The sequence below is a fragment of the Halalkalibacter alkalisediminis genome (assembly GCF_028610705.1).
Taxonomy (GTDB): domain Bacteria; phylum Bacillota; class Bacilli; order Bacillales; family Bacillaceae_D; genus Halalkalibacter; species Halalkalibacter alkalisediminis.
This window is the reverse complement of record NZ_JAQQWT010000007.1, coordinates 13,474-34,460: the sequence shown is the minus strand read 5'-3', so window position 1 is coordinate 34,460 and position 20,987 is coordinate 13,474. Positions and strand designations below refer to the sequence as shown.

18 protein-coding genes and 1 pseudogene are annotated in these 20,987 nt (G+C 36.7%); 2 read left to right on the top strand and 17 right to left on the bottom strand.

Going from position 1 to position 20,987, the window contains the following annotated elements; all coding sequences use genetic code 11:
• Window positions 1–42: 42 nt before the first annotated feature.
• The 5 genes from PQ474_RS12470 to PQ474_RS12450 all read right to left on the bottom strand — a co-directional run bounded on the left by PQ474_RS12470 (window position 43) and on the right by PQ474_RS12450 (window position 4,882).
• Window positions 43–801 (bottom strand): iron ABC transporter ATP-binding protein, encoded by a 759-nt coding sequence (locus tag PQ474_RS12470; protein ID WP_273843675.1) that lies wholly within the window; start codon window positions 799–801, stop codon window positions 43–45.
• On the bottom strand, window positions 795–1,745 hold the full coding sequence (locus PQ474_RS12465; protein WP_273843673.1) for an iron chelate uptake ABC transporter family permease subunit: 951 nt from the start codon (window positions 1,743–1,745) through the stop codon (window positions 795–797). Before PQ474_RS12465 ends, PQ474_RS12470 begins: the two co-directional genes overlap by 7 nt.
• Window positions 1,735–2,688, bottom strand: a complete 954-nt coding sequence (locus PQ474_RS12460; protein ID WP_273843671.1) for an ABC transporter permease — start codon at window positions 2,686–2,688, stop codon at window positions 1,735–1,737. Before PQ474_RS12460 ends, PQ474_RS12465 begins: the two co-directional genes overlap by 11 nt.
• A gap of 387 nt (window positions 2,689–3,075) precedes the next feature.
• A complete protein-coding gene (locus PQ474_RS12455; protein ID WP_273843669.1) occupies window positions 3,076–3,519 on the bottom strand; it encodes a MarR family winged helix-turn-helix transcriptional regulator in 444 nt (147 codons plus the stop codon).
• A gap of 169 nt (window positions 3,520–3,688) precedes the next feature.
• Window positions 3,689–4,882: an ornithine--oxo-acid transaminase gene (locus tag PQ474_RS12450; protein ID WP_273843667.1), complete on the bottom strand. Its 1,194-nt coding sequence runs from the start codon at window positions 4,880–4,882 to the stop codon at window positions 3,689–3,691.
• Between the two features lie 213 nt (window positions 4,883–5,095).
• Here PQ474_RS12450 and PQ474_RS12445 point away from each other — a divergent pair, with 213 nt between their 5' ends.
• On the top strand, window positions 5,096–6,511 hold the full coding sequence (locus tag PQ474_RS12445) for a sigma-54 interaction domain-containing protein (protein ID WP_273843665.1): 1,416 nt from the start codon (window positions 5,096–5,098) through the stop codon (window positions 6,509–6,511).
• 301 nt (window positions 6,512–6,812) lie between these two features.
• On the opposite strand, the gene PQ474_RS12440 is transcribed toward PQ474_RS12445, so the two are convergent.
• The 5 genes from PQ474_RS12440 to PQ474_RS26610 all read right to left on the bottom strand — a co-directional run bounded on the left by PQ474_RS12440 (window position 6,813) and on the right by PQ474_RS26610 (window position 12,207).
• A complete protein-coding gene (locus PQ474_RS12440; RefSeq protein ID WP_273844043.1) occupies window positions 6,813–8,105 on the bottom strand; it encodes a YjiH family protein in 1,293 nt (430 codons plus the stop codon).
• Between the two features lie 127 nt (window positions 8,106–8,232).
• Window positions 8,233–9,138, bottom strand: coding sequence for an arginase (gene rocF, locus PQ474_RS12435; protein WP_273843663.1), 906 nt, complete (start codon window positions 9,136–9,138; stop codon window positions 8,233–8,235).
• Between the two features lie 201 nt (window positions 9,139–9,339).
• Window positions 9,340–10,257 carry a proline dehydrogenase gene (locus PQ474_RS12430; RefSeq protein ID WP_273843661.1) on the bottom strand — a complete coding sequence of 306 codons (918 nt, stop codon included), beginning with the start codon at window positions 10,255–10,257 and terminating at the stop codon, window positions 9,340–9,342.
• 21 nt (window positions 10,258–10,278) lie between these two features.
• Window positions 10,279–11,823 carry an L-glutamate gamma-semialdehyde dehydrogenase gene (pruA, locus tag PQ474_RS12425; RefSeq protein ID WP_273843639.1) on the bottom strand — a complete coding sequence of 515 codons (1,545 nt, stop codon included), beginning with the start codon at window positions 11,821–11,823 and terminating at the stop codon, window positions 10,279–10,281.
• A gap of 210 nt (window positions 11,824–12,033) precedes the next feature.
• Window positions 12,034–12,207: a hypothetical protein gene (locus PQ474_RS26610; protein WP_390187514.1), complete on the bottom strand. Its 174-nt coding sequence runs from the start codon at window positions 12,205–12,207 to the stop codon at window positions 12,034–12,036.
• On the opposite strand from PQ474_RS26610, the pseudogene PQ474_RS26605 reads away from it, so the two are divergent.
• Window positions 12,159–12,409: pseudogene (locus PQ474_RS26605) on the top strand (AAA-type ATPase lid domain-containing protein); the annotation flags it as partial. The gene PQ474_RS26610 and the pseudogene PQ474_RS26605 sit on opposite strands and share 49 nt — an antisense overlap.
• A 35-nt stretch (window positions 12,410–12,444) precedes the next feature.
• Here PQ474_RS26605 and PQ474_RS12415 read toward each other — a convergent pair.
• The 7 genes from PQ474_RS12415 to PQ474_RS12385 all read right to left on the bottom strand — a co-directional run bounded on the left by PQ474_RS12415 (window position 12,445) and on the right by PQ474_RS12385 (window position 20,911).
• Complete coding sequence (locus PQ474_RS12415; RefSeq protein ID WP_273843636.1) at window positions 12,445–12,576, bottom strand: hypothetical protein; 132 nt, start codon at window positions 12,574–12,576, stop codon at window positions 12,445–12,447.
• Window positions 12,577–12,840: 264 nt separating this feature from the next.
• Window positions 12,841–13,824, bottom strand: a complete 984-nt coding sequence (locus PQ474_RS12410; protein ID WP_273843633.1) for a Gfo/Idh/MocA family protein — start codon at window positions 13,822–13,824, stop codon at window positions 12,841–12,843.
• A 12-nt stretch (window positions 13,825–13,836) separates the two neighbouring features.
• Window positions 13,837–16,071, bottom strand: a complete 2,235-nt coding sequence (locus PQ474_RS12405; RefSeq protein ID WP_273843632.1) for an MASE3 domain-containing protein — start codon at window positions 16,069–16,071, stop codon at window positions 13,837–13,839.
• Window positions 16,072–16,205: 134 nt separating this feature from the next.
• Window positions 16,206–16,580: a PilZ domain-containing protein gene (locus tag PQ474_RS12400; RefSeq protein WP_273843630.1), complete on the bottom strand. Its 375-nt coding sequence runs from the start codon at window positions 16,578–16,580 to the stop codon at window positions 16,206–16,208.
• A gap of 220 nt (window positions 16,581–16,800) precedes the next feature.
• Complete coding sequence (gene yhbH, locus PQ474_RS12395) at window positions 16,801–17,976, bottom strand: sporulation protein YhbH (RefSeq protein WP_273843629.1); 1,176 nt, start codon at window positions 17,974–17,976, stop codon at window positions 16,801–16,803.
• A gap of 368 nt (window positions 17,977–18,344) precedes the next feature.
• Window positions 18,345–18,875, bottom strand: a complete 531-nt coding sequence (gene lepB, locus PQ474_RS12390; protein ID WP_273844041.1) for a signal peptidase I — start codon at window positions 18,873–18,875, stop codon at window positions 18,345–18,347.
• Between the two features lie 140 nt (window positions 18,876–19,015).
• A complete protein-coding gene (locus PQ474_RS12385) occupies window positions 19,016–20,911 on the bottom strand; it encodes a PrkA family serine protein kinase (RefSeq protein ID WP_273843626.1) in 1,896 nt (631 codons plus the stop codon).
• Between the last annotated feature and the right edge of the window lie 76 nt (window positions 20,912–20,987).

Below are 20,987 nucleotides of genomic sequence, written 5' to 3'. Positions count from 1 at the left end.
CGAAACGTAACGATCAATTTCATTAACTAACCAAAGTTAAATTTACGCAAAATAAACACAAATCTTTTTGTCACCAACACAGTTAATCGGAATATCCATATCATAAATTTCTCTTAAGACAGCATTATCAATGATCTCTTGAGCAGGACCTTCCTTCACAATCTTTCCATCTTTTAATGCCACTATGAAGTCCGAATAACAGGAAGCAAAGTTAATATCATGTAAAACAATGACAATCGTCTTCCCTAATTCATCTACCATTTTTCGCAAGACCTTCATAATTTGAACAGAGTGTTTCATATCTAAATTATTTAGTGGCTCATCGAGTAGAATATACTCAGTGTCTTGAGCAATGACCATTGCAATATGAGCTCGTTGTCTCTGACCACCACTAAGCTGATCTAAGAACTTATCTTGCATATCCTCAAGGTCCATGTATCGAATGGCTTCATCCACATGTTTAATATCTTCCTTTGTTAAATTTCCTTGTGAATAAGGAAATCGTCCAAACGAGACAAGGTCTCGAATTGTAAGACGAATAGCTAAATGATTAGACTGCTTTAAAATGGAGATTTTTTTAGCTAACACATTACTTTTCGTTTTACTAATATCAATATCATCAATCTTTACTTCCCCACTGTCTTTCGCAATTAAACGACTAACGATGGAAAGTAGTGTACTTTTTCCAGCTCCATTTGGACCTATAAATGATGTAATTTTACCTTTTCTAATGCTAACAGAGACATTTTCAACAACACTCTTTGAAGCATATTGTTTTGAAACGTTAATAACTTCTACCATTTTTTAGTCTCCTTTAATAATAGATATAGGAAGTAAACACCACCGGTAAAGTTGATTATGACACTTAGCGGCGTGGAAAACGTAAAGATTCTTTCAACAATTAGCTGTCCCCCAACAAGAGCAATGATACTTATCAAAATTGAGCCCGTTATTAAATATTTATGTTGGTGTGTTTTCATAAACTCATGGGCAACGTTTGCGACAAGTAAGCCTAAGAAAGTAATCGGACCTACCAATGCTGTTGCAATAGAAACGAGAATGGCAACAATAATTAATAATCTTTTTATAACATGATCATAGTCAATACCTAAATTCACCGCATGATCTCTTCCAAGAGACAAAATATCTAAGAATTTAACATAACGGTAGAAATATATGGTTAATAGAATGATCATGATAAAGGCGAAACCTAGTATATCGGTGTTCACATTGTTAAAGCTAGCAAACATTCGATTTTGGACCATTAAGAATTCATTTGGATCAATTAACACTTGCATAAATGTAGTTAAACTACCAAACAAAGTACCAAAAATGAGTCCCACTAGTAGTAGAAAATAAATATTATTTCCTTCTTTTTTAAAGAGTATTTTATAAAACAGCCCTGCAAAAACAATCATTAAAACGACTGAAACAGCAAAATTTAAGTGTTTATTCACCATCACAATACTTAAAGAACCGAATGTAAAGATAATGAATGTCTGTATCAACATGTATAGCGAGTCTAATCCAATAATACTTGGAGTTAAAATCCGGTTATTCGTAATGGTTTGAAACACCATCGTTGAAAATGCGATTGCAGCACCCGTTAAAACAATGGCTGCTATTTTGTAGCCTCTCCTTGGCAACACATATTCCCAGTTGCCATTTGCACCTATCGTTAAATAGAGAATGATGAGCCCTATTGCTATTATAAGTAAAGTAACTAATTTTCCTTTATAGCCCATAAGTCTTTCTCCTTAACAATAAATAAAGAAATATCGCGCTACCAATAACTCCAACGGTGAGACCAATCGCAATCTCATATGGAAAGATTAGTAAACGTCCTAATATGTCACAGAACAGAACAAATATCGCCCCGAGTAATGCTGTATATGGCAAATTTTCTCTAAGGTTATCACCTTTATAGATGGTTACTATATTGGGAATTATAAGACCTAAAAATGGAATCATTCCTACTGTTAGAACAACGACTGACGTGATTAACGCAACAATAACCAATCCGATATTCACCACTTGTTTGTAATTTAAACCTAGGTTAACGGAAAACTCTTCTCCCATTCCAGCTACTGTAAATCGGTTAGCAAAAATATAAGCAATAATTAACACCGGAATACTTATGTATAGAAGTTCATAGCTCCCTTTTACTATTGAAGCGAAGTTCCCCTGTAACCAAGCAGACATGTTTTGAATTAAATCATATCTGTAAGCAAAAAACGTTGTAATGGAACTTACAATATTTCCAAACATTAATCCTACAAGAGGGATGAAAATCGTATCTTTAAATTTAATACGTTCTAATATTTTCATAAAGATGAACGTCCCCGCTAAAGCAAACGCAAAGGCAACCGCCATTTTTTGAAGAGGACTCGCAGAAGTAAATAGAATTAAAGACACTAAGATTCCAAGCCTAGCAGAATCCAATGTTCCAGCTGTTGTTGGTGAAACAAATCGATTTCTTGTTAACTGTTGCATAATCAATCCACAAACACTCATCCCTACACCAGCGATAATAATACTCACTAATCTCGGAAATCGTACAATCCATAGTGTTTTAATTTGATCTTCAGTCAATCGGAAAATATCTAATGGGGATAAATCTCTAACCCCTATAAACAAAGAAGTAATGGATAAAACAACTAATATAATGACTAAATAGCTTTTGCGCATAAAAGGTCCTGCTCTTTCTACTTAAAAAATTTATTCCAATGAGACCGAATCATATTCCTTCTCTTAGCCTAAGCCTCCTTACCCCCGCAAATGATAATCATAATCAATTACGATCAAAAAAAGAAAACGAATAACATTGATAATGATTATCGTTCTATTGTCATTCTAAAGCTAACCGATAATGATTGTCAATATTAAATATCCAATTAATTGTTTAAACAACTAAATCATTTTATTGATCTATTATTAAAACAGCACAAAACTAAAACATATTTATCATTTATTAACTTCATAGTTGTCTAAACAAATAAATACAGCACTTTTTACCTGACCTAATTTTAAAAATAAAAAAACACTCCATTCTCATTTATGAAAAGGAGCGTCCTATTAATCTGTTAAATTACGGTCAATTTTTTCTAAGACTTTTAAAAATGTGGCCATCTCTTCTTTTGAAATTCCAGTGGATATTTGATCAACCGTCAATTGTGCTTGTTCGATCATCGCTTCTTGTAATTTCTTACCTGTAGCAGTCAAAAAAATCAAATTCGTCCTTTTGTCAACAGGATGAACAATTCGTGTTACGAGATCTCTTTTTATCATATTATTGATCAGTCTAGAGATGCTTGGCGAATCTCTATTAGTCATCGCAGCCAATTTATTTTGCGTTAATCCGTCTTCCTCCCACAATCTAATCATGATGGACCATTGTTCATGCGTGACAGGTAAGTCATGATTTTTAAAGTTTTGATTAAGTCGGCTTGTCACTAATTTAGCTGTATTCGTTATTTTATAGCCAATTGATTCTGCTAATCTGTATGTCTCTGCGCCCATGTTTTTCCCCTACTTATTTATTTAGATAAAGAAATCGTACATGAACGACGAGCATTAATCAAGTAACCGAGGAAAGCGTTTACTACCCAACTGCAAATAATCGAAATAAAAGCGTTTATTTACCCCCTTTTCCTTCCCCCTCCATTTTTTATTTGAAACCATCTTAGCCTTACGCTTGGAGTACCTTATAAATTTTTTCGATAGCCCAGTCAAGGTCTTCCTTCTTAATAACAAGAGGTGGTGCAAAACGAATAACATTTTCATGCGTTTCTTTACATAACAAACCTTCTTCTTTTAACTGTTCACAGTATTTTCTTGCTGGTTCTTTAAGTTCAACTCCGATAAACAAACCTTTACCTCTTACCTCTTTGATAAGCGGATTAGTAATTCCGCACAACTTTTCAAACAAATAATTGCCTAACTCAAGCGAACGTTCCACTAGATTCTCTTCATCAATAACTTCAAGTGCTGCAATGGAAACCGCACAAGCTAGTGGATTTCCGCCAAATGTCGAGCCGTGAGAACCAGGTTCAAACACTCCCAAAACATCTTGATTTGCCGCAACAACTGAGATTGGAAATACACCGCCACCTAAGGCTTTCCCTAAAATATACATATCTGGCTTTACCTCTTCCCAATCACATGCAAATAATTTTCCTGATCGACCTAAACCTGCTTGAATCTCATCAGCAATAAACAAGACATTTTCTTGCTTACACAAATCGTAAGCAGCTTTTAAGAATCCAGTTGGAGGAATGATAATGCCCGCTTCCCCTTGAATCGGCTCAAGTAAAAAGGCTGCTGTTCTGGGATTAATAGCCTGCTTTAATGCTTCCAAATCACCATATGGAATGATCTTAATTCCAGGCAACATTGGACCAAATCCTCTTTTGTACTCATCGTTTGAAGATAAGGAAACAGCAGTCATTGTCCGTCCGTGAAAATTATCCTCACAAACAATGATCTCAGCTTGGTTGTCGGCCACTCCTTTTATGTCATAAGCCCATCTTCTCGCAGCTTTTACCGCTGTCTCAACCGCCTCAGCCCCTGTATTCATTGGCAAAATCATATCTTTACCTGTTAAGGCAGATACTTTTTCATAAAAGAGTCCTAATTGATCGTTATGAAACGCTCTAGAGGTTAAAGTTATTTTTTCTGCTTGATTTTTTAAAGCTTCCACAATTTTAGGATGGCAGTGCCCTTGATTTACAGCCGAATAAGCGCTCAGCATGTCTAGGTAACGGTTGCCTTCAGGGTCCTTCACCCATGCTCCCTTTGCTTCTGAAATGACAATTGGAAGTGGATGATAGTTCTTTGCTCCAAATTTCTCAGTTTTTTCAATAATGGTCTTTGTATTAGTCATGGTTGTTTCCTCCCTTATTAACTAGCTATTTATTCATTACTTTATACTATGCAAGTTCTGTGCCATATAAAGAGAGAATTTCCATAACGTGGATGGCTTCTAATCTAAGAAAAGGAAAATTTTTTTTGCTTTTTATACATGAATAGAAAATTTTCTTTGCGTAAAGCCTCGAGTAGACGTAAGATAAAGATGAAAAGAGGAGGTTTACAAATCATGAAAGACGAAACTCTTCATAAAGTAATTAAGATTTATGAAACAGCTCTTGATGAAATAGATGTGGGTATTCATGCCATTGATGAGAAAGGAAAAACCGTCATTTATAATGAAAAAATGATGGCCATTGAATCTTTAACTCAAGAAGATGTATTAAGCAAAGACTTGCTTGATGTCTTTCAGTTTGAAGACGGCCAAGGAAGCACCTTGCTAGACGCTCTCCAAAAAAAGAGAGAAACAAAAAATGTAAAGCAAACCTATTTCAACAACAAAGGCAAAGAAATTACGACCATCAATAATACCTTCCCTATTTATGATAACAAGAAGGTAATTGGAGCCATTGAGATCGCAAAAGATGTGACAAAGCTGGAACGGCTTATACGAGAAAATATGGAGAAGAAAGGAAATACCAGGTATACATTCGACAGCATAATTGGAAGTAGCTCGGCAATAACCGAAGTCATTGAAAACACAAAAAGAGCGACTAGAACCCCATCCTCTGTCATGATTGTGGGAGAAACAGGTACGGGTAAAGAATTATTTGCTCAAAGTATTCATAACGGCAGTGACCGATCACAAGCTCCTTTCATTTCGCAAAACTGTGCTGCGATGCCAGACACTTTAATAGAAAGCCTTTTATTCGGTACAAAAAAGGGGGCCTTTACCGGTGCTTCTGAGCGACCTGGTTTATTTGAGCAAGCAGAAGGTGGTACTTTATTACTCGATGAAATTAATTCTCTTAGCCCAATGTTACAAGCAAAGCTACTACGAGCGATACAAGAAAAATCGATAAGACGTATAGGTGATACGATCGACCGCAAAGTAAATGTAAGAATCCTCTCTACGATTAATGAAGATCCTATAGAAGCCATTGCGAATGATCGTTTAAGAAAAGATTTGTATTATCGTTTGAGCGTTGTTTCATTGTTTATTCCTGCTTTACGTGAGAGAAAAGACGATATTTTGGACTTAGTCGATTTCTTCATCAGAAAATATAACCATTTGTTTCAAATGGATGTTAAAGGTATACATCAAGATGTATGGCAGCTTTTTAAGCAATATGACTGGCCAGGAAACGTAAGGGAGCTTGAGCATGTAATTGAAGGTGCGATGAATTTAATGATTGATGAAGATCTCATCGAAATCAATCATCTACCTTTTCACTTTAGAAACAAAACAAAAGCGACAGCTGTCGAAGCACCTCAAACTATTGTAGGTATATCACCAGCTGAATGGGAGAAAGAGTCGCAAACTCTTCGTAATCTCAAGGATTACCTCTTAGAAGCCGAAGAGCTCTACATTAACAAAGCACTAGAACGTCATAAATTTCATATTACCAATACAGCAGCCGAGCTTGGACTAAGTAGACAAACACTTCAGTATCGCATGAAACGTTTAAATATATCAGTTAAGTAAATGAACTTCCTCTAGTCTTTTATAGGACTGGCGCTCGGAGGATTATGTCATACAAGAGTGGATGGTGCATATGTATGAAACTAGGTTATTCATATGCGTAAATAGGGAATATATCGTGGGTTTCTTTAAAATACTAGTCTTTAAAAAATGAACTACTAGAACCCTCTGTTTCCCATTAAAAAGTTACGTTTCTATTGAAAAAACATTAATTTTACAACTCCATTTTAAATATATGAACACAAAAAAAGGAGGTCAAACGCGAGTTGAACTGCGTTTGATCTCCTTTTCATATACACTAACCTCATAAGATTAAATGAGCCATTAACACGATAATCGGTAATGTAATCAGAGTCCGCTCTAGAAAGATAATGACCAAATCGAAGAAAGATACTGGTAACTTAGATGCTAGTAATAGTCCACCGACCTCTGACATGTAAATCAGTTGCGTTACCGAAACACAAGCGATAACAAACTTTGTAAATTCACTTTCAATTCCACTTCCGATGACGGCGGGTAAAAACATATCAGCAAAACCGACAACCATTGTTTGAGCGGCTTGAGCCGCTTCCGGTACTTGCATGATTGATAATAATGGTACAAAAGGTGCTCCTAGGATCTCAAATACTGGTGTGTGCTCTGCTGTCACAAGAGCGATCGTCCCTAAAGCCATTACGACAGGAATGACACCAAACCACATATCAAATACATTTTTAAATCCGTCTTTAGCGGTACGACCAAATCCGTTATCTGAATTCGCTCGTTGCAAAGCTTTTTTCATTCCTAATTGAAATAAGCTTAATCCACTTGTCTCCGTATCTTCGATCTGCTTATTGGCAACCAAATACGTATTAGGTTTTCGGGATAATGGCGGAATTCGCGGACAAATCACAGCCGCTACAAATCCCGCTAACACAATCGTTACATAATACGGAACAAATAAATGCTCTAACTCTAAATAGGTTAATATGACAATGCTAAATGTAATGGAGACTACTGAAAAGGTCGTACCAATGACAGCTGCTTCACGTTTTGTGTAATAGCCTTGCTCATATTGCTTGTTCGTCAACAGAACGCCAATCGTTCCATCCCCCATCCAAGAGGCCAAACAATCAATCGAAGATCTTCCTGGCAAGGTAAAGATTGGTCTCATAATCTTGTTTAGCATCACGCCAAACAACTCCAACAAGCCAAAGTTTAGCAGCAAAGGTAAAAACAAACCTGCAAATAAGAAAATTGAAAACAACAATGGGATTAATTCATATAAAAGCAAACCACCTGTATATTCTGACCAAATCCACACAGGGCCCATTTCCAAAAGAGTCATTGCTGCAAAGATAAAACCCACTATACGAACAATTAACCAAGCCGGATGAACCTCAAAGAGACTTCTCATAAATGCATTCTCTGCCAAGGATTGCGGCTTCATAATCGTCATCCAAGCACTTAACAAAGCTACTATGAGTAGAAGCACCGTCATAAGAGCCGGTAATACACCAATTAATAAACCCTCCAACTGGTTTGCAACAAAGGCTATAGGAATCGTAATTTTGCCATCTATGCTTAAAGGAACCATAAATAAAAAGATTCCAAGCATTGATGGTAAAATAAATCGCAAATAATCTGCTGCTTCTGTTTTGTCTTGTATAGGTTCTTTCACTTTTTTTCTATCCTCTACGGCCAAACTAAAACCTCCTTTATCCTGCAAAAATTTTATTATACACTTAGATCAACTTTTTTCCCAGTAGTGAAGAAACTAATTCTGTTGCCACATCTGCTGTTTGGTTTTTGTTATCTAAAATGGGATTGATTTCAACAAATTCTGCCGATGTAATGATCTCGGCTTCCGCTAGCATTTCCATCGCTAAATGACTCTCGCGATAGGTTACCCCTCCGAGCACTGGAGTTCCAACCCCAGGGGCATCGACTGGGTCAATTGCATCAAGATCGAGACTTAAATGCACCCCATCCGTTCTCTCTTTTAAATAAGCGATCGTTTCTTCCATGACCGCTGTCATGCCTTTACGATCAATTTCATGCATAGTAAATACTTTAATCCCCATTTCACTAATTAAAGCTTTTTCACCCTCATCTATCGATCTAGCCCCAACAATCACTATGTTTTCCGGTTTAATTTTCGGTGAGTAGCCACCGATATTTAAAAGGTAAGGGTGTCCAAGACCAATATTTGTGGCCAAAGGCATTCCGTGAATATTTCCAGATGGCGATGTTTCTGCCGTGTTTAGATCTGCATGAGCATCATACCAGATTACACCTAACTCTTTATAATGTTTACTAATTCCCGCAATTGATCCGATGCTAATACTGTGATCACCGCCTAGCACAAGAGGAAAACCACCTTTTGAAATAATTTCATCTAACTCCAGGCACAACTCCTCACTCGTTTTGATCACCTCTTGCAAGTTCTTCAAATTTTGTTCTTGATCTGTACCTGTAGTAGAACGATGAATATGAATATCCCCATAATCTTGTACATCAAACCCCAAGCTTTTAATTTCTTCGATTAATCCTGCATATCTCAATGCACTTGGTCCCATGTCAACGCCTCGGCGAATTTGTCCCAAATCCATCGGAACTCCTACGATTGAAACTTTTTTTTCTTCGTTCATAAAATGTAACCCCTTTCAAAAATGAAATACATTAATTCTAATGCAAAACTTGTGCCATCTGAGGTAAACTCCTATTCTATCTAATTTTACATGATTAAAAGATTTCATTTATTGTTTTTTTGGCAATTCGCAAAAATATTTTTCTATTTGTAAAATTAACAGTTAAAAAAGTCGTAACATTAACGTTACGACTCCTTCATCTCATTTCTTTGAGAACAACCCTTTCAAAGCAAATGAAACATTTTGAGGCCTCTCAGCCAACCTTCTCATAAAGTAACCATACCAATCTTTTCCAAAGGGGACATACACCCGCATCGTATACCCTTCGGCTGCAATTTTTTCTTGCAACTCCGTACGAAAACCATAGAGCATCTGAAATTCAAACTGGGTTTTAGGTATTTGTTTCTCCGCACAAAACCTCTTTACATTTTCAATGATCTCATGGTCGTGACTTGCAATGGCTGTGTAACTACCATTTAACAAATGTTGTTTAATAATAGCTAGATAGTTTTTATCAATTTCTTCTTTTGATTGAAATGATACGTCTGTAGACTCCTTATAAGCTCCTTTTACTAAACGCAATGACCTTCCCTTTAAATTCTCCAGGTCTTTCGACGCGCAATAAAGATACGCCTGCATTACGGTTCCAACATTGTCATATTTTTTTTGTAATTCATCTAAAATTTCTAGGGTTACGTGGTAGTGCGCGTAGTCTTCCATATCAATCCGAACGAAATTGTTTGTTTTTTTGGCAACTTCTAGGATTCGATGCATATTGTCTATACAGAGTTGACGATCAATATCGAGACCTAGCTGTGTTAATTTCAAAGATAAATTACAGTTTACTCCGGTTGCCGAGATCGCTTCAAGCGTATCTATGCAAACTTGCGTAGATTCTACCGCCTCTTCTTTATTTAACACAAACTCACCTAAATGGTCGACTGTACATACAAGCCCCTTATCATTTAGATGTTTAACCGTCTTCATAACGCTATCAATTGAGACTCCAGCGACCACTTGGGCCGCTCCGAGTTTTAATCCCCACTTTTTTGCACCTTTGTTTAACACTTTATTTTTTGATAAATAGAGAAAGAAATTTTTGGAAAACTTTTCAACCATTACAATCTCCTCCCTTAAGCATTATAGTTGCTCAGTTAATAATTTCGCTTGAGTAAACAGAAGAAGGTAGTCTGGTCCGCCCGCTTTTGAATCGGTTCCTGACATATTGAATCCTCCAAATGGATGATAACCAACAATCGCACCCGTACATCCACGGTTAAAGTATAAGTTACCGACATGAAAATCTTCTTTCGCTTTTTCGATATGCTCACGATTATTTGAAATAACAGCACCTGTTAATCCATAATCCGTGTTATTAGCAATCTCTAAAGCATGATCAAAATCTTTCGCTTTACAGAAGGCTACAAATGGACCAAAAATCTCTTCTTTCATCACTCTTGCGTTCTCATCTACTCCTGCAATAATAGTTGGCTCAATAAAGTACCCTGTTGAGTTATCCCCATTTCCACCTGAAACTAACGTACCTTCTTCTTTACCAATTTCAATGTAGCTCATTACTTTGTCAAAAGCAGCTTGATCATTAACAGGTCCCATATATGTTCTTTCTTCAGGATTTCCTACTGTTAAGTCCTTTGTTAGTTCGATTGCTTTTGCTAATACTTCATCATATACATCTTCATGGATAACGGCGCGTGAACAAGCCGAACATTTTTGCCCTGAAAACCCAAATGCTGACTTAACAATAGATTCAGCTGCCAAATCAAGATCTGCTTGATTATCTACAACGATGGTATCTTTGCCTCCCATCTCTGCGACAACACGCTTTAACCAGATCTGCCCCTCATGTACTTTTGCCGCTCGCTCATAAATACGAACCCCAACATCTCTTGAACCTGTAAAACTAATAAAACGAGTTTGAGGATGATCTACTAAATAGTCTCCCACTTCACTTCCGCTTCCCGGAATAAAGCTAACAACTCCTGCAGGTAATCCTGCTTCTTCTAATACTTCAATGAATTTAGCTGCAATAACAGGTGTGGTACTTGCTGGCTTTAGCAAGACCGTATTGCCCGATACTAAAGCTGCTGAAGTCATCCCTGCCATAATGGCAAAAGCAAAGTTCCATGGTGAAATAACGACTCCAACACCAAGAGGAATATATTGAAGTCTATTTTTCTCAATTGGACGGCTTTCAATTGGATATCCTTTTTTTAATTCAATCATTTGACGTGCATAGTACTCTAAGAAATCAATTGCCTCTGCTGTGTCTGCGTCCGCCTCATTCCACGGTTTACCAGCTTCATAGACAAGGTAAGCCGAGAATTCATGCTTTCTGCGACGAACGATCGCAGCTGCCTTAAATAAGATATCCGCGCGAACTTCAGGATCCCATTTCTTCCAAGTTTTAAACGTCTCAACTGCTACTTGCATCGCTTTTTCTGCTAATTCTTGATTGGCTTTTGATACAGTACCTACTACTTCTGAAATATTTGAAGGATTAACAGATACGATTTTATCTTCTGTGGAGATTTTTTCACTTCCAATAACTAAATCATAGTCTTTTCCTAATTCTCCTTTAACTTGCTTCAAGGCCGCCTCAAATTCACGAGTATTTTCCTCAATTGTAAAATCTGTAAATGGTTCATGCTTATAAGGTACTGTCATTATAATCGACTCCTTTATCTTTTTAAGTTTACAATTACTTATTTGCAAGATTTGTGCCAATATTTTTTGATTCAAAAAATGTTCGTTTTGCGCTATTCCCATTCTTTCTAAAGGGACCCGTATAGGTGCAGTTGAACTTGCAAGTGATATTACAAAATACGAGCGCTTAAAGGAAAATATGTTGAAAAGTGGATGAACTAGGTACACTTTTCAACATATCATTGGAAGTGGTTCATCTCTCAAGGAAGTAATTGAGAACGCTAGACGGGCGACAAGGACATCCTCTTTCGTTTTAATCGTAGATGAAACAGGAACAAAGGAGGGCCATTCCTGATCACCTTCGAAAGGATCTCGATCTCTATTACAGGTTGAGTGTGGTTTCACTCTTCATCCCTCCCCTTCGAGATCGAAAAGAGGATATTCCGTTACTAGTAAACTCTTTCATTAAGAAATACAATCGCCTATTTCAAATGGATATAACAGGGGTGGATGAACACGTTCGACAAGCTTTAAGCAATACAATTGGCCAGGAAATGTAAGGGAATTAGAGCATATTATTGAGGGATCGATGAATCTAGTAACAGATGGTGTAACGATTATTAATTCCTCGTCCCTTACCCTCTAGTTTTTACTAGTTTCTTCAATCTGCAGACTTATTTTTGATAATAATCGCATAAGTTCTGCTAACCCTATTAAAAATAAACCACCAAATAAACTACCTATTTCTGCTAATAAATTTGTTCCATCATTCATATCAAACTTACTTTGTACATATATTCCAAAAACGATTGCAGTAATTGCTGGAATATAAAATTCCTGCGATTGCGTCAAAATTTTTCAAGAGTAAAAACTCCATCTCTTCATAGATACCCTTACTAAAAAAGAGACGAAAATCGATTCGATTCACGTCTCTAAATGGTATGGTTTTAATGTTGTTTTCTTCCTCTGTTTGGCCTCTTAAAAAATCGATTCCCTTTATTAACACCCTATCATTAGTTCTTACGGGTTCGGTTGATTTTATAAATCAGCCGGAAAAACAATTTTCATTTGCTTTCTAGCTTCTTCTAATATTTTAGCTGTAGTTAAAGAGTTCTCATACGTATTTACATTTGATTCGTATTGCTTATTTTGAAGAAGACGAATAAATTCCTCAACTTCATAATACATTGCATTTTCCTCCTGTGGTTCGCTAATATCTTCAACAGAACCATCACGGTATCTGATTTCTACTTTTTTCGGCGTATTCATTTGGTCCATTAAAATACAGCCGTCTTCTCCTTGAATCTCAGATGGAACATAGGAATTCGTAATCTTAGAATACATAATAACCGCATCCATTTGATCATACTGCAATAGGAGACTTCCCTCACCGTCTACGCCTGATTCCAGTCTTAATCCTTTAGCTGCTACTTGCTTCGGTTCACCGAATAAATTCACTAATGGATAAACACAATAAATTCCAATATCCATTAATGACCCATTCGAGAAGGTAGGATCAAATGCATTTAAAACTTCTCCATTTTTGTACTTATCGTAGCGCGAAGAATATTGACAATAGCTAGCAAAGTAACGACGAACCGTTCCAATTTTGTGTAGATGTTTCTCGATCGTCTTAAAATTAGGAAGAAAGGTGGTCTTTAATGCCTCCATTAACAGAACATGATTCTCCTTAGCACAAGCAATCATGGCTTCCACTTCTTTCGTATTTGAAGCAAATGGTTTTTCACAAAGAACATGTTTACCATGGTTCATCATAAGCATTGCTTGGTCTGCGTGTAGAGAATTAGGACTGGCGATGTAAACCGCATCTATCTCTTTACTTCTTGCCATCTCTTCTAAATCCGTATAGATTACTGAAGCCTGATGTTGATCAGCGAACTCTTGCGCACGATTTTCCGTTCGCGAATATACTGCGACTAATTCAAAGTCACTTAGTTTCTTAGCTGCATCAAGAAAACTCTCTGTAATCCAGTTTGTTCCGATTATACCAAAACGAATCATAATAGACCTCCACTACTGTTGTTTATCAACTGGCAGATTAATCGTCATTGTTGTACCTACGTTAACCTTACTTTTTATTATAAGTGACCCTTGGTGTGATTCAATAATTTTTCGACTTACCATTAATCCTAAACCAGTCCCCTTTTCCTTTAGGGTATAAAATGGTTCACCTAGGCGAGGTATTAAGCTCTCTGGAATACCAGATCCCTCATCAGTAATACTGATCGATACACACTCACCCTCTACCGACATCACTGTTGTAATCGTTCCACCGTTTGGCATGGCTTCCATAGCATTTTTATAAATATTGATAAAAACTTGTCTCAATTGATTACGGTCACAGTAAACATAAGGGATGTCTTGCTTGACGACCATCTCCATTTCTACATTTTTTAATAAAGCTTGCGGATTAAGGAATTGATTAACACTTTCTGTGAGTAATTGTAAATCCTCCATTTGATGATTGGCAACTTGGGGCTTTGCTACCGCCATAAATTCATTTGTTATCATTTCCAATCGATCGATTTCATTTAACATAATCGACATATATGCTACATGCTTTTCATTCGTTTCCTTTTTTAATAATTGTAGAAAACCTTTGATTGTCGTTAATGGGTTTCTAATCTCGTGAGCAAAGCCAGCAGCGAGTTCCCCTACAACAGAAAGTTTCTCAGTCTTGCGCAGCAGTTCTTCTGTTTTGATTAATGTCGTAATATCAATAACGGTGCCAAGTACCTCATGGACTTCCCCATCTCGTTTGATTGGAATTAATGAAACTAAATAAATGAGCCCTTCTACTACTTCCATTTGAAACTCCACTTCTTCTCCGTTCCAGGCTCTTTCGTTGTACCTATCAAATCTTTCTATATCCGAATTGACATATAGGTTTTGAACCGGTTGACCGATCACCTCTTCAGGTATGATACCAGATTCACGAAGGACTTTCCCATCAATTAACGTATAGATGAAAACATCATCTATTTTCTTAAATTTAAAGATGACTCCTTGATGCTGTTCCAACGTTTCTTCTAGCTCTCTTCTTATTTCTAAAAGTTGTAATTCGGCTTTTCTTTCTTCTGTAATATTACGTATAATTGAAGCACAAAAGATTTCACCGTTTTGCATTTTCATTGGTGAAACCGTCATACTAACGTCTAACAACGTTCGATCCCTATGTTGCCGTTGCGTTTTGTAATCGATAATTGGTTGCCCATTAGCCAATTTACTAATGAGAACCTCAAATTCTCCTTTACGACTTTCTGGTACCAAACATTCCGTACTTAAAGGTAGATCTTCATCATACCCAAACATTTTTGTAAATGCAGGATTTCTTCGCATAAGCTTTTTATCCTTTAGATTATAAATAAAGATGGCATCATCCGTATTTTTAAAAAGCAACTCTAGCTCACTTTCAATGTTTGATAGTTTTTCTTCAGTCATTTTTTTATCTTCAAACGGTGCTTGAATATTTGCATTATAAAAAGCTTTCAGTATGAAAAAATATCCAACTACCTTAAAAACATGTCCTAATACAATAGTTAAGTCTTGTCCAGTCTGATACAGCGTCACTGTCACTCCACATAAAATCAAAAAGAAACAGGCACGCATTAAATTCAACAAAAAGATACTTCTTTTCCTTTTGTACTTTCTCCAAAGGTAAGCGATTGCACCCAAATGAACAATAGCAATCACATATTCTACGCTTTTTTTCAAAATCGTTGTACCTGAAGCTGTAATTAATTGCGGGAGGAACTCATCATAAGACATGATAAAATACGACGTAATGAGAGGAAATAGACTAAATCCAACTAACCATACATACTTTTCTATTTTGTGTTTTATCTTTTTAGGATGATTCAATATATATAAGCCTAAAACAAAAGCGAGCGCTTCGGTGACTCGGGCCATCAACCATAACCATGTAGTAACTTGATGATTAACCTCTAGAAAAAAAGACATACCCATATAAGTAAATGTATGAATAACATCAAATATGGCTATTGTCAAAAAAGAAACGGCAATAAAAAGCAAGATTCGAGTTTGAATATAAGGAAATGTTAGCCACCCATAAATAAAGATTGATACACAAACTGCAATACTAATTAACTCTAGTGTCGTATGTAGTAATAAGTGATGGTCCAATTCATAAGAATTGGTTTGTATAGCTTGAAAGATAATCAAAAACAAAAGAGCCAACCCTGCGATAGCCAAAAAGACCGAGTTTTTTTCACTTTTGTTAAATTGCAAAATTTGTCACCTCGACAATTTCGTAGTAAGTTTATTATATCACTAGCTTCAATGAAATTATCTAAAATGTTCTGAATACATCTATAAGAAGCTCTTACTTTCTAAAAAAGTAGATCTTTTTATTAGGTATGTACTTACACTGATTTTAGGTTTTTCGTATACCTTTTTAATTCTTCAATAATCGTTTTTTCCATACCTTCATCTAATAAATGGATACCATATAAATATCCACTAAGATAATTGCGTCTCCAGACAATCTCCCCCTTTAAAGTCAAAGGTGTCTCTGCTATTGTAAACGTAATTTCAATGTTTGTTATTTTCTCTTTTTCTAGGTCATTCGTACCAATTGATACCTGTAAGCCTTTAGGACTCATATTGATTAAGTCACCAACATAAGGTCCACCTTTCTTTTCCCCATCCTCGGACTTCGCAAAGAACGATAACGAACATTCTAGCGGTTTACCAAATTCATACCTAAAGGCTTCGTTACGATTGTATCTTTTTGACAATATTTTAATTCTCCCATCTTTTCTTGGTCATCTTAAGATCTATCATTAGTTAGCTTTTCTTAAAAAAACATGAATCCTGTCTCATAGTAGGAACGTTTATCGTCTCTCTGTATGACGATTTTCTTTGAAGTAAGTCAATCCTTTTTTATATCGACACAACTTACATGAAAATAAAGAGTAGATCCATAAAAATGATCTACCCTCATTTGGTTCATATCGTTTAAGCCAACGCTTCATTCTCTTCCTTTTTAAAGAAGGTCTTCATCGCATGATACACATCGCCTTTTTCCTTTAAGATGTAATGACGAAAACGAATATCATCAATGTTCTTATAAGCACTCATTAGTGTCGAATGACGACTGTATTGATTAACTTCACCATATCCAAACATACTCGATACATCCATCAATTGCTCAACAAGCTTTAAGCAACGAGCGTTATCTGAAGTAAGGTTATCTCCATCCGAGAAATGAAACGGATAGATGTTATAACGTTTTGGATCATATTTACCATCAATGACTTCAAGTGCCTTACGGTAAGCAGAAGAACAAATTGTACCTCCACTTTCTCCTTTTGAGAAAAAGTCTTCTTCTGATACTACTTTTGCTTCCGTATGATGAGCGATGAATTCAATATCAACCGTTTCATATTTTGTTCTTAAGAAGCGAGTCATCCAAAAGAAGAAGCTTCGAGCCATATACTTTTCCCATCTGCCCATAGAGCCACTTGTATCCATCATCGCTATAACAACCGCTTTTGATTCTGGTTTTGTTACCTCATTCCACGTCTTAAAACGAAGATCATCATTGTAGATAGGAATTAGCCCCGGCCTTCCTTCAAGGGCATTTCTTTTAATGGCTGAAAGAATGGTGCGGCGTTTATCAATATTACCCATTAACCCTTTTTTACGAATATCGTTAAAGTCAATGTCCTCAATGACGATTTCGTCTTCTTCCTTCTTTTGCAAGTTCGGTAACTCTAGTTCCTGAAACAGCATTTCCTGCAATTCCAAAATGGATACTTCCGCTTCAGAATAATCTTCTCCAGCTTGATCTCCTGCTCCCTGACCTTTCCCAGGTCCTTGCTGTTGTTTTTTAGCATTTGGATCTCTTGCAACCACATCTCCGACCTTACTATCACCCTGTCCTTGACCAACATGTTTATTCTTATCATAGTTATAGCGAATTTTGTATTCATCTAGAGAACGGATCGGAATCCGAATCACATCTCGACCATTCGACATGACAATATTCTCTTCGCTAACAAGATCTGGCAAATTTTTCTTAATAGCTTCTTGTACTTTTTCTTGGTGACGTCGCTGGTCTTGATACCCTTTTCGATGAAGAGACCAGTTTTCTTGTGACACGACAAATTGACGTTGATTGTTGTTCGTCATGTGATTCCCCTCCCTTTTTTCTAATCATCCCGCTTATTCAAAAATTTCATAAATTCTCTTTCACAAATTGCAGCTTCGTTGCATATGATGGTCTCGAGTCGCGATGTAAATCAGCCTGAAATAAAAATGGCTTACTTTATCCTATGCAAACAGGGAAGAGAGTTGCTAATAAATTCTGACAAATCCGCTATTTTTGAAAGAGGACAAGCAAAGAAATGAACAAATTTTCCCCTTTCCCATGAGCTAAAGAACAGACCTTGCCCATTTAAAACACTAAGTTCAATTAAAATACTAAATATTTATAAGAACAAAGAAAAAAAGCTTCAAGACTTTACTAGTCTCAAGCTTTACGATCTAAAATGATAAAATTATCTAACTAGCCCTGCTTCTTTTAAAGGCCAAAAGCGTAAATCTACTTTTCCAACAATTTGTTCATTAGAAATAGGTCCAAGCCTTCGACTATCTAGGCTATTCGGTCGATTATCGCCCATTACAAAAACATGACCTGCTGGAATTGGTTCAGGAATTGCAAAGTCTGTCGTATAATTTCCCCACGCATATTCTTCAATGTCTTTTTGTAAAAATGGCTCTCTGACCGGTTCGTTATTAATATAAAGAACATCATCAAAGTAATAAACTATATCACCGGGCAACCCGATCACTCGCTTAATATAATCGTCATCTTCCGTAGCATGAAACACGATTAAGTCGAAGCGTTCGGGCTCTTTCCATCCATAACCAAATTTATTGACGATAAACCGTTCCCCGTCATATACATTAGGCATCATCGATTCACCTTGAACTTCGTAACTAGTAAATAAGAACACTCGAATGAACGTGGCCAAGACGAGAGCGATCAGTAGCACTTTTATCCATTCTAGCCATTGCGGACTTTTCATTTTCACCTAATTCCTCCGACACCTTTTCTTCAATGTACCATTAGATTAATAAGCCGACAAGCAGGAATCAAGCTTCCCGACATCCATTCTTAATAATAAGTAGAAAAAGCAGTCCCCACCTAAGTGAAGACTGCTCTATGTTACCTATTCAGAAGACTTCCAACATATCGAAGAAGTTCATTAGCAGATGTTGAGTTATAACCGTGCTCATCAATTAATCTAGCAATCACTTCGTTGACTTTCTTCAACTGGGACTCATCTGGGGTCTTCGTTGAAGTCGTGATCTTCACGATATCCTTCAGATCAGCAAACAGCTTTTTCTGAATAGCTTCACGTAAACGCTCATGGGAATTGTAATCAAATTTCTTTCCTTTTCTCGCATAAGCTGAAATACGAATGAGAATCTCTTCACGGAATGCTTTCTTTGCGTTTTCAGAGATTCCGATCTGCTCCTCAATAGAGCGCATTAACTTTTCATCTGGTGTCATTTCTTCACCAGTTAGAGGGTCACGTAATTTATTCTTATTACAATAGGCCTCTACATTATCTAAATAGTTATCCATTAACGTCTTCGCTGATTCATCATACGAATACACAAACGCTTTTTGAACTTCTTTTTTCGCAATCGTGTCGTATTCTTTACGTGCTACCGCAATGAAATCCATATACCGCTCGCGATCTTCTTTACTGATGGAAGCATGCTCACTTAGACCATCTTTAATTGAGCGCAGAACATCAAGTGCATTGATCGATGTTAATTGCTTTCTAATAATCGCAGAAGAAATCCGGTTAATGACATAACGCGGGTCGATTCCGCTCATACCCTCATCTGGGTCTTCCTGTTTTAATTCTGCTAAGTCTTGAGAGTTAAATCCTTCTACACTCTCGCCATTATATAACCGCATTTTCTTAAGTAAGTCTACACCTTGTTTGGTCGGTTCTTTAAGCCTTGTTAAAATAGTGAAGATAGCAGCAACCCTTAACGCATGTGGCGCAATATGAACATGTGATAAATCGCTATCTGCAATCATCTTCTTATAAATTCTTTCTTCTTCATCAACCTTCAGATTATACGGCACTTTCATCACGATAATCCTTGAATGTAGGGCTTCATTCTTTTTATTAGATATAAATGACTTGTATTCGGATTCATTCGTATGAGCAACAATCAATTCATCTGCACTAATTAATGCAAATCTACCTGCTTTAAAATTCCCCTCTTGTGTAAGTGAGAGCAAATGCCATAGGAATTTCTCATCGCATTTTAACATCTCTTGGAACTCCATCATCCCTCGATTTGCCTTATTTAATTCACCATCAAATCGGTAAGCCCTAGGATCTGACTCTGAACCATATTCAGCAATCGTTGAAAAATCAATACTACCTGTTAAATCAGCAATGTCCTGTGACTTCGGATCTGATGGACTAAACGTACCGATCCCTGTTCGCTTATCTTCTGAGAAGAAAATGCGTTCAACGATAACATCTTCAATTCTTCCACCATACTCTTCCTCGACACGCATCATGTTCAACGGAGACAGATTTCCTTCTATTTTAATTCCATACTCTTCATAAAAATCTTTACGAAGATGATTCGGAATTAAATGAAGGGGATCTTCATGCATTGGACAACCTTTAATGGCAAAGACGGCACCATTGTCGGTTCTTGAATATTGCTCTAATCCTCGTTTTAGCATGGTCACAAGTGTTGACTTACCTCCACTTACAGGTCCCATTAACAAGAGAATCCGTTTTCTAACATCGAGTCTTTTGGCAGCTGAGTGAAAGTACTCTTCTACTAATTTCTCAAGCGATTCTTCAACTCCATAGAGTTGCTCCTTAAAAAAGGAATACTCCTTCTTGCCATTCACTTCTTCAACTCCAGCATCTTTTATCATATTATAAACACGGGAGTGAGCAGTTTGGGCAACCAATGGCTTTTCTTTTAACATGTCTAAATAGTCAGCAAATGTCCCTTCCCACTTCAAACGTTCTTCTTCTTCTCTGAAATTTTCAATTTTCTTTAATATAGACATATAACGTACCTCCATCCTCGTGGTCAAGAGCGAGATTAATAAAACATATGCAAAATAGAAAGTGAACATGCATCAC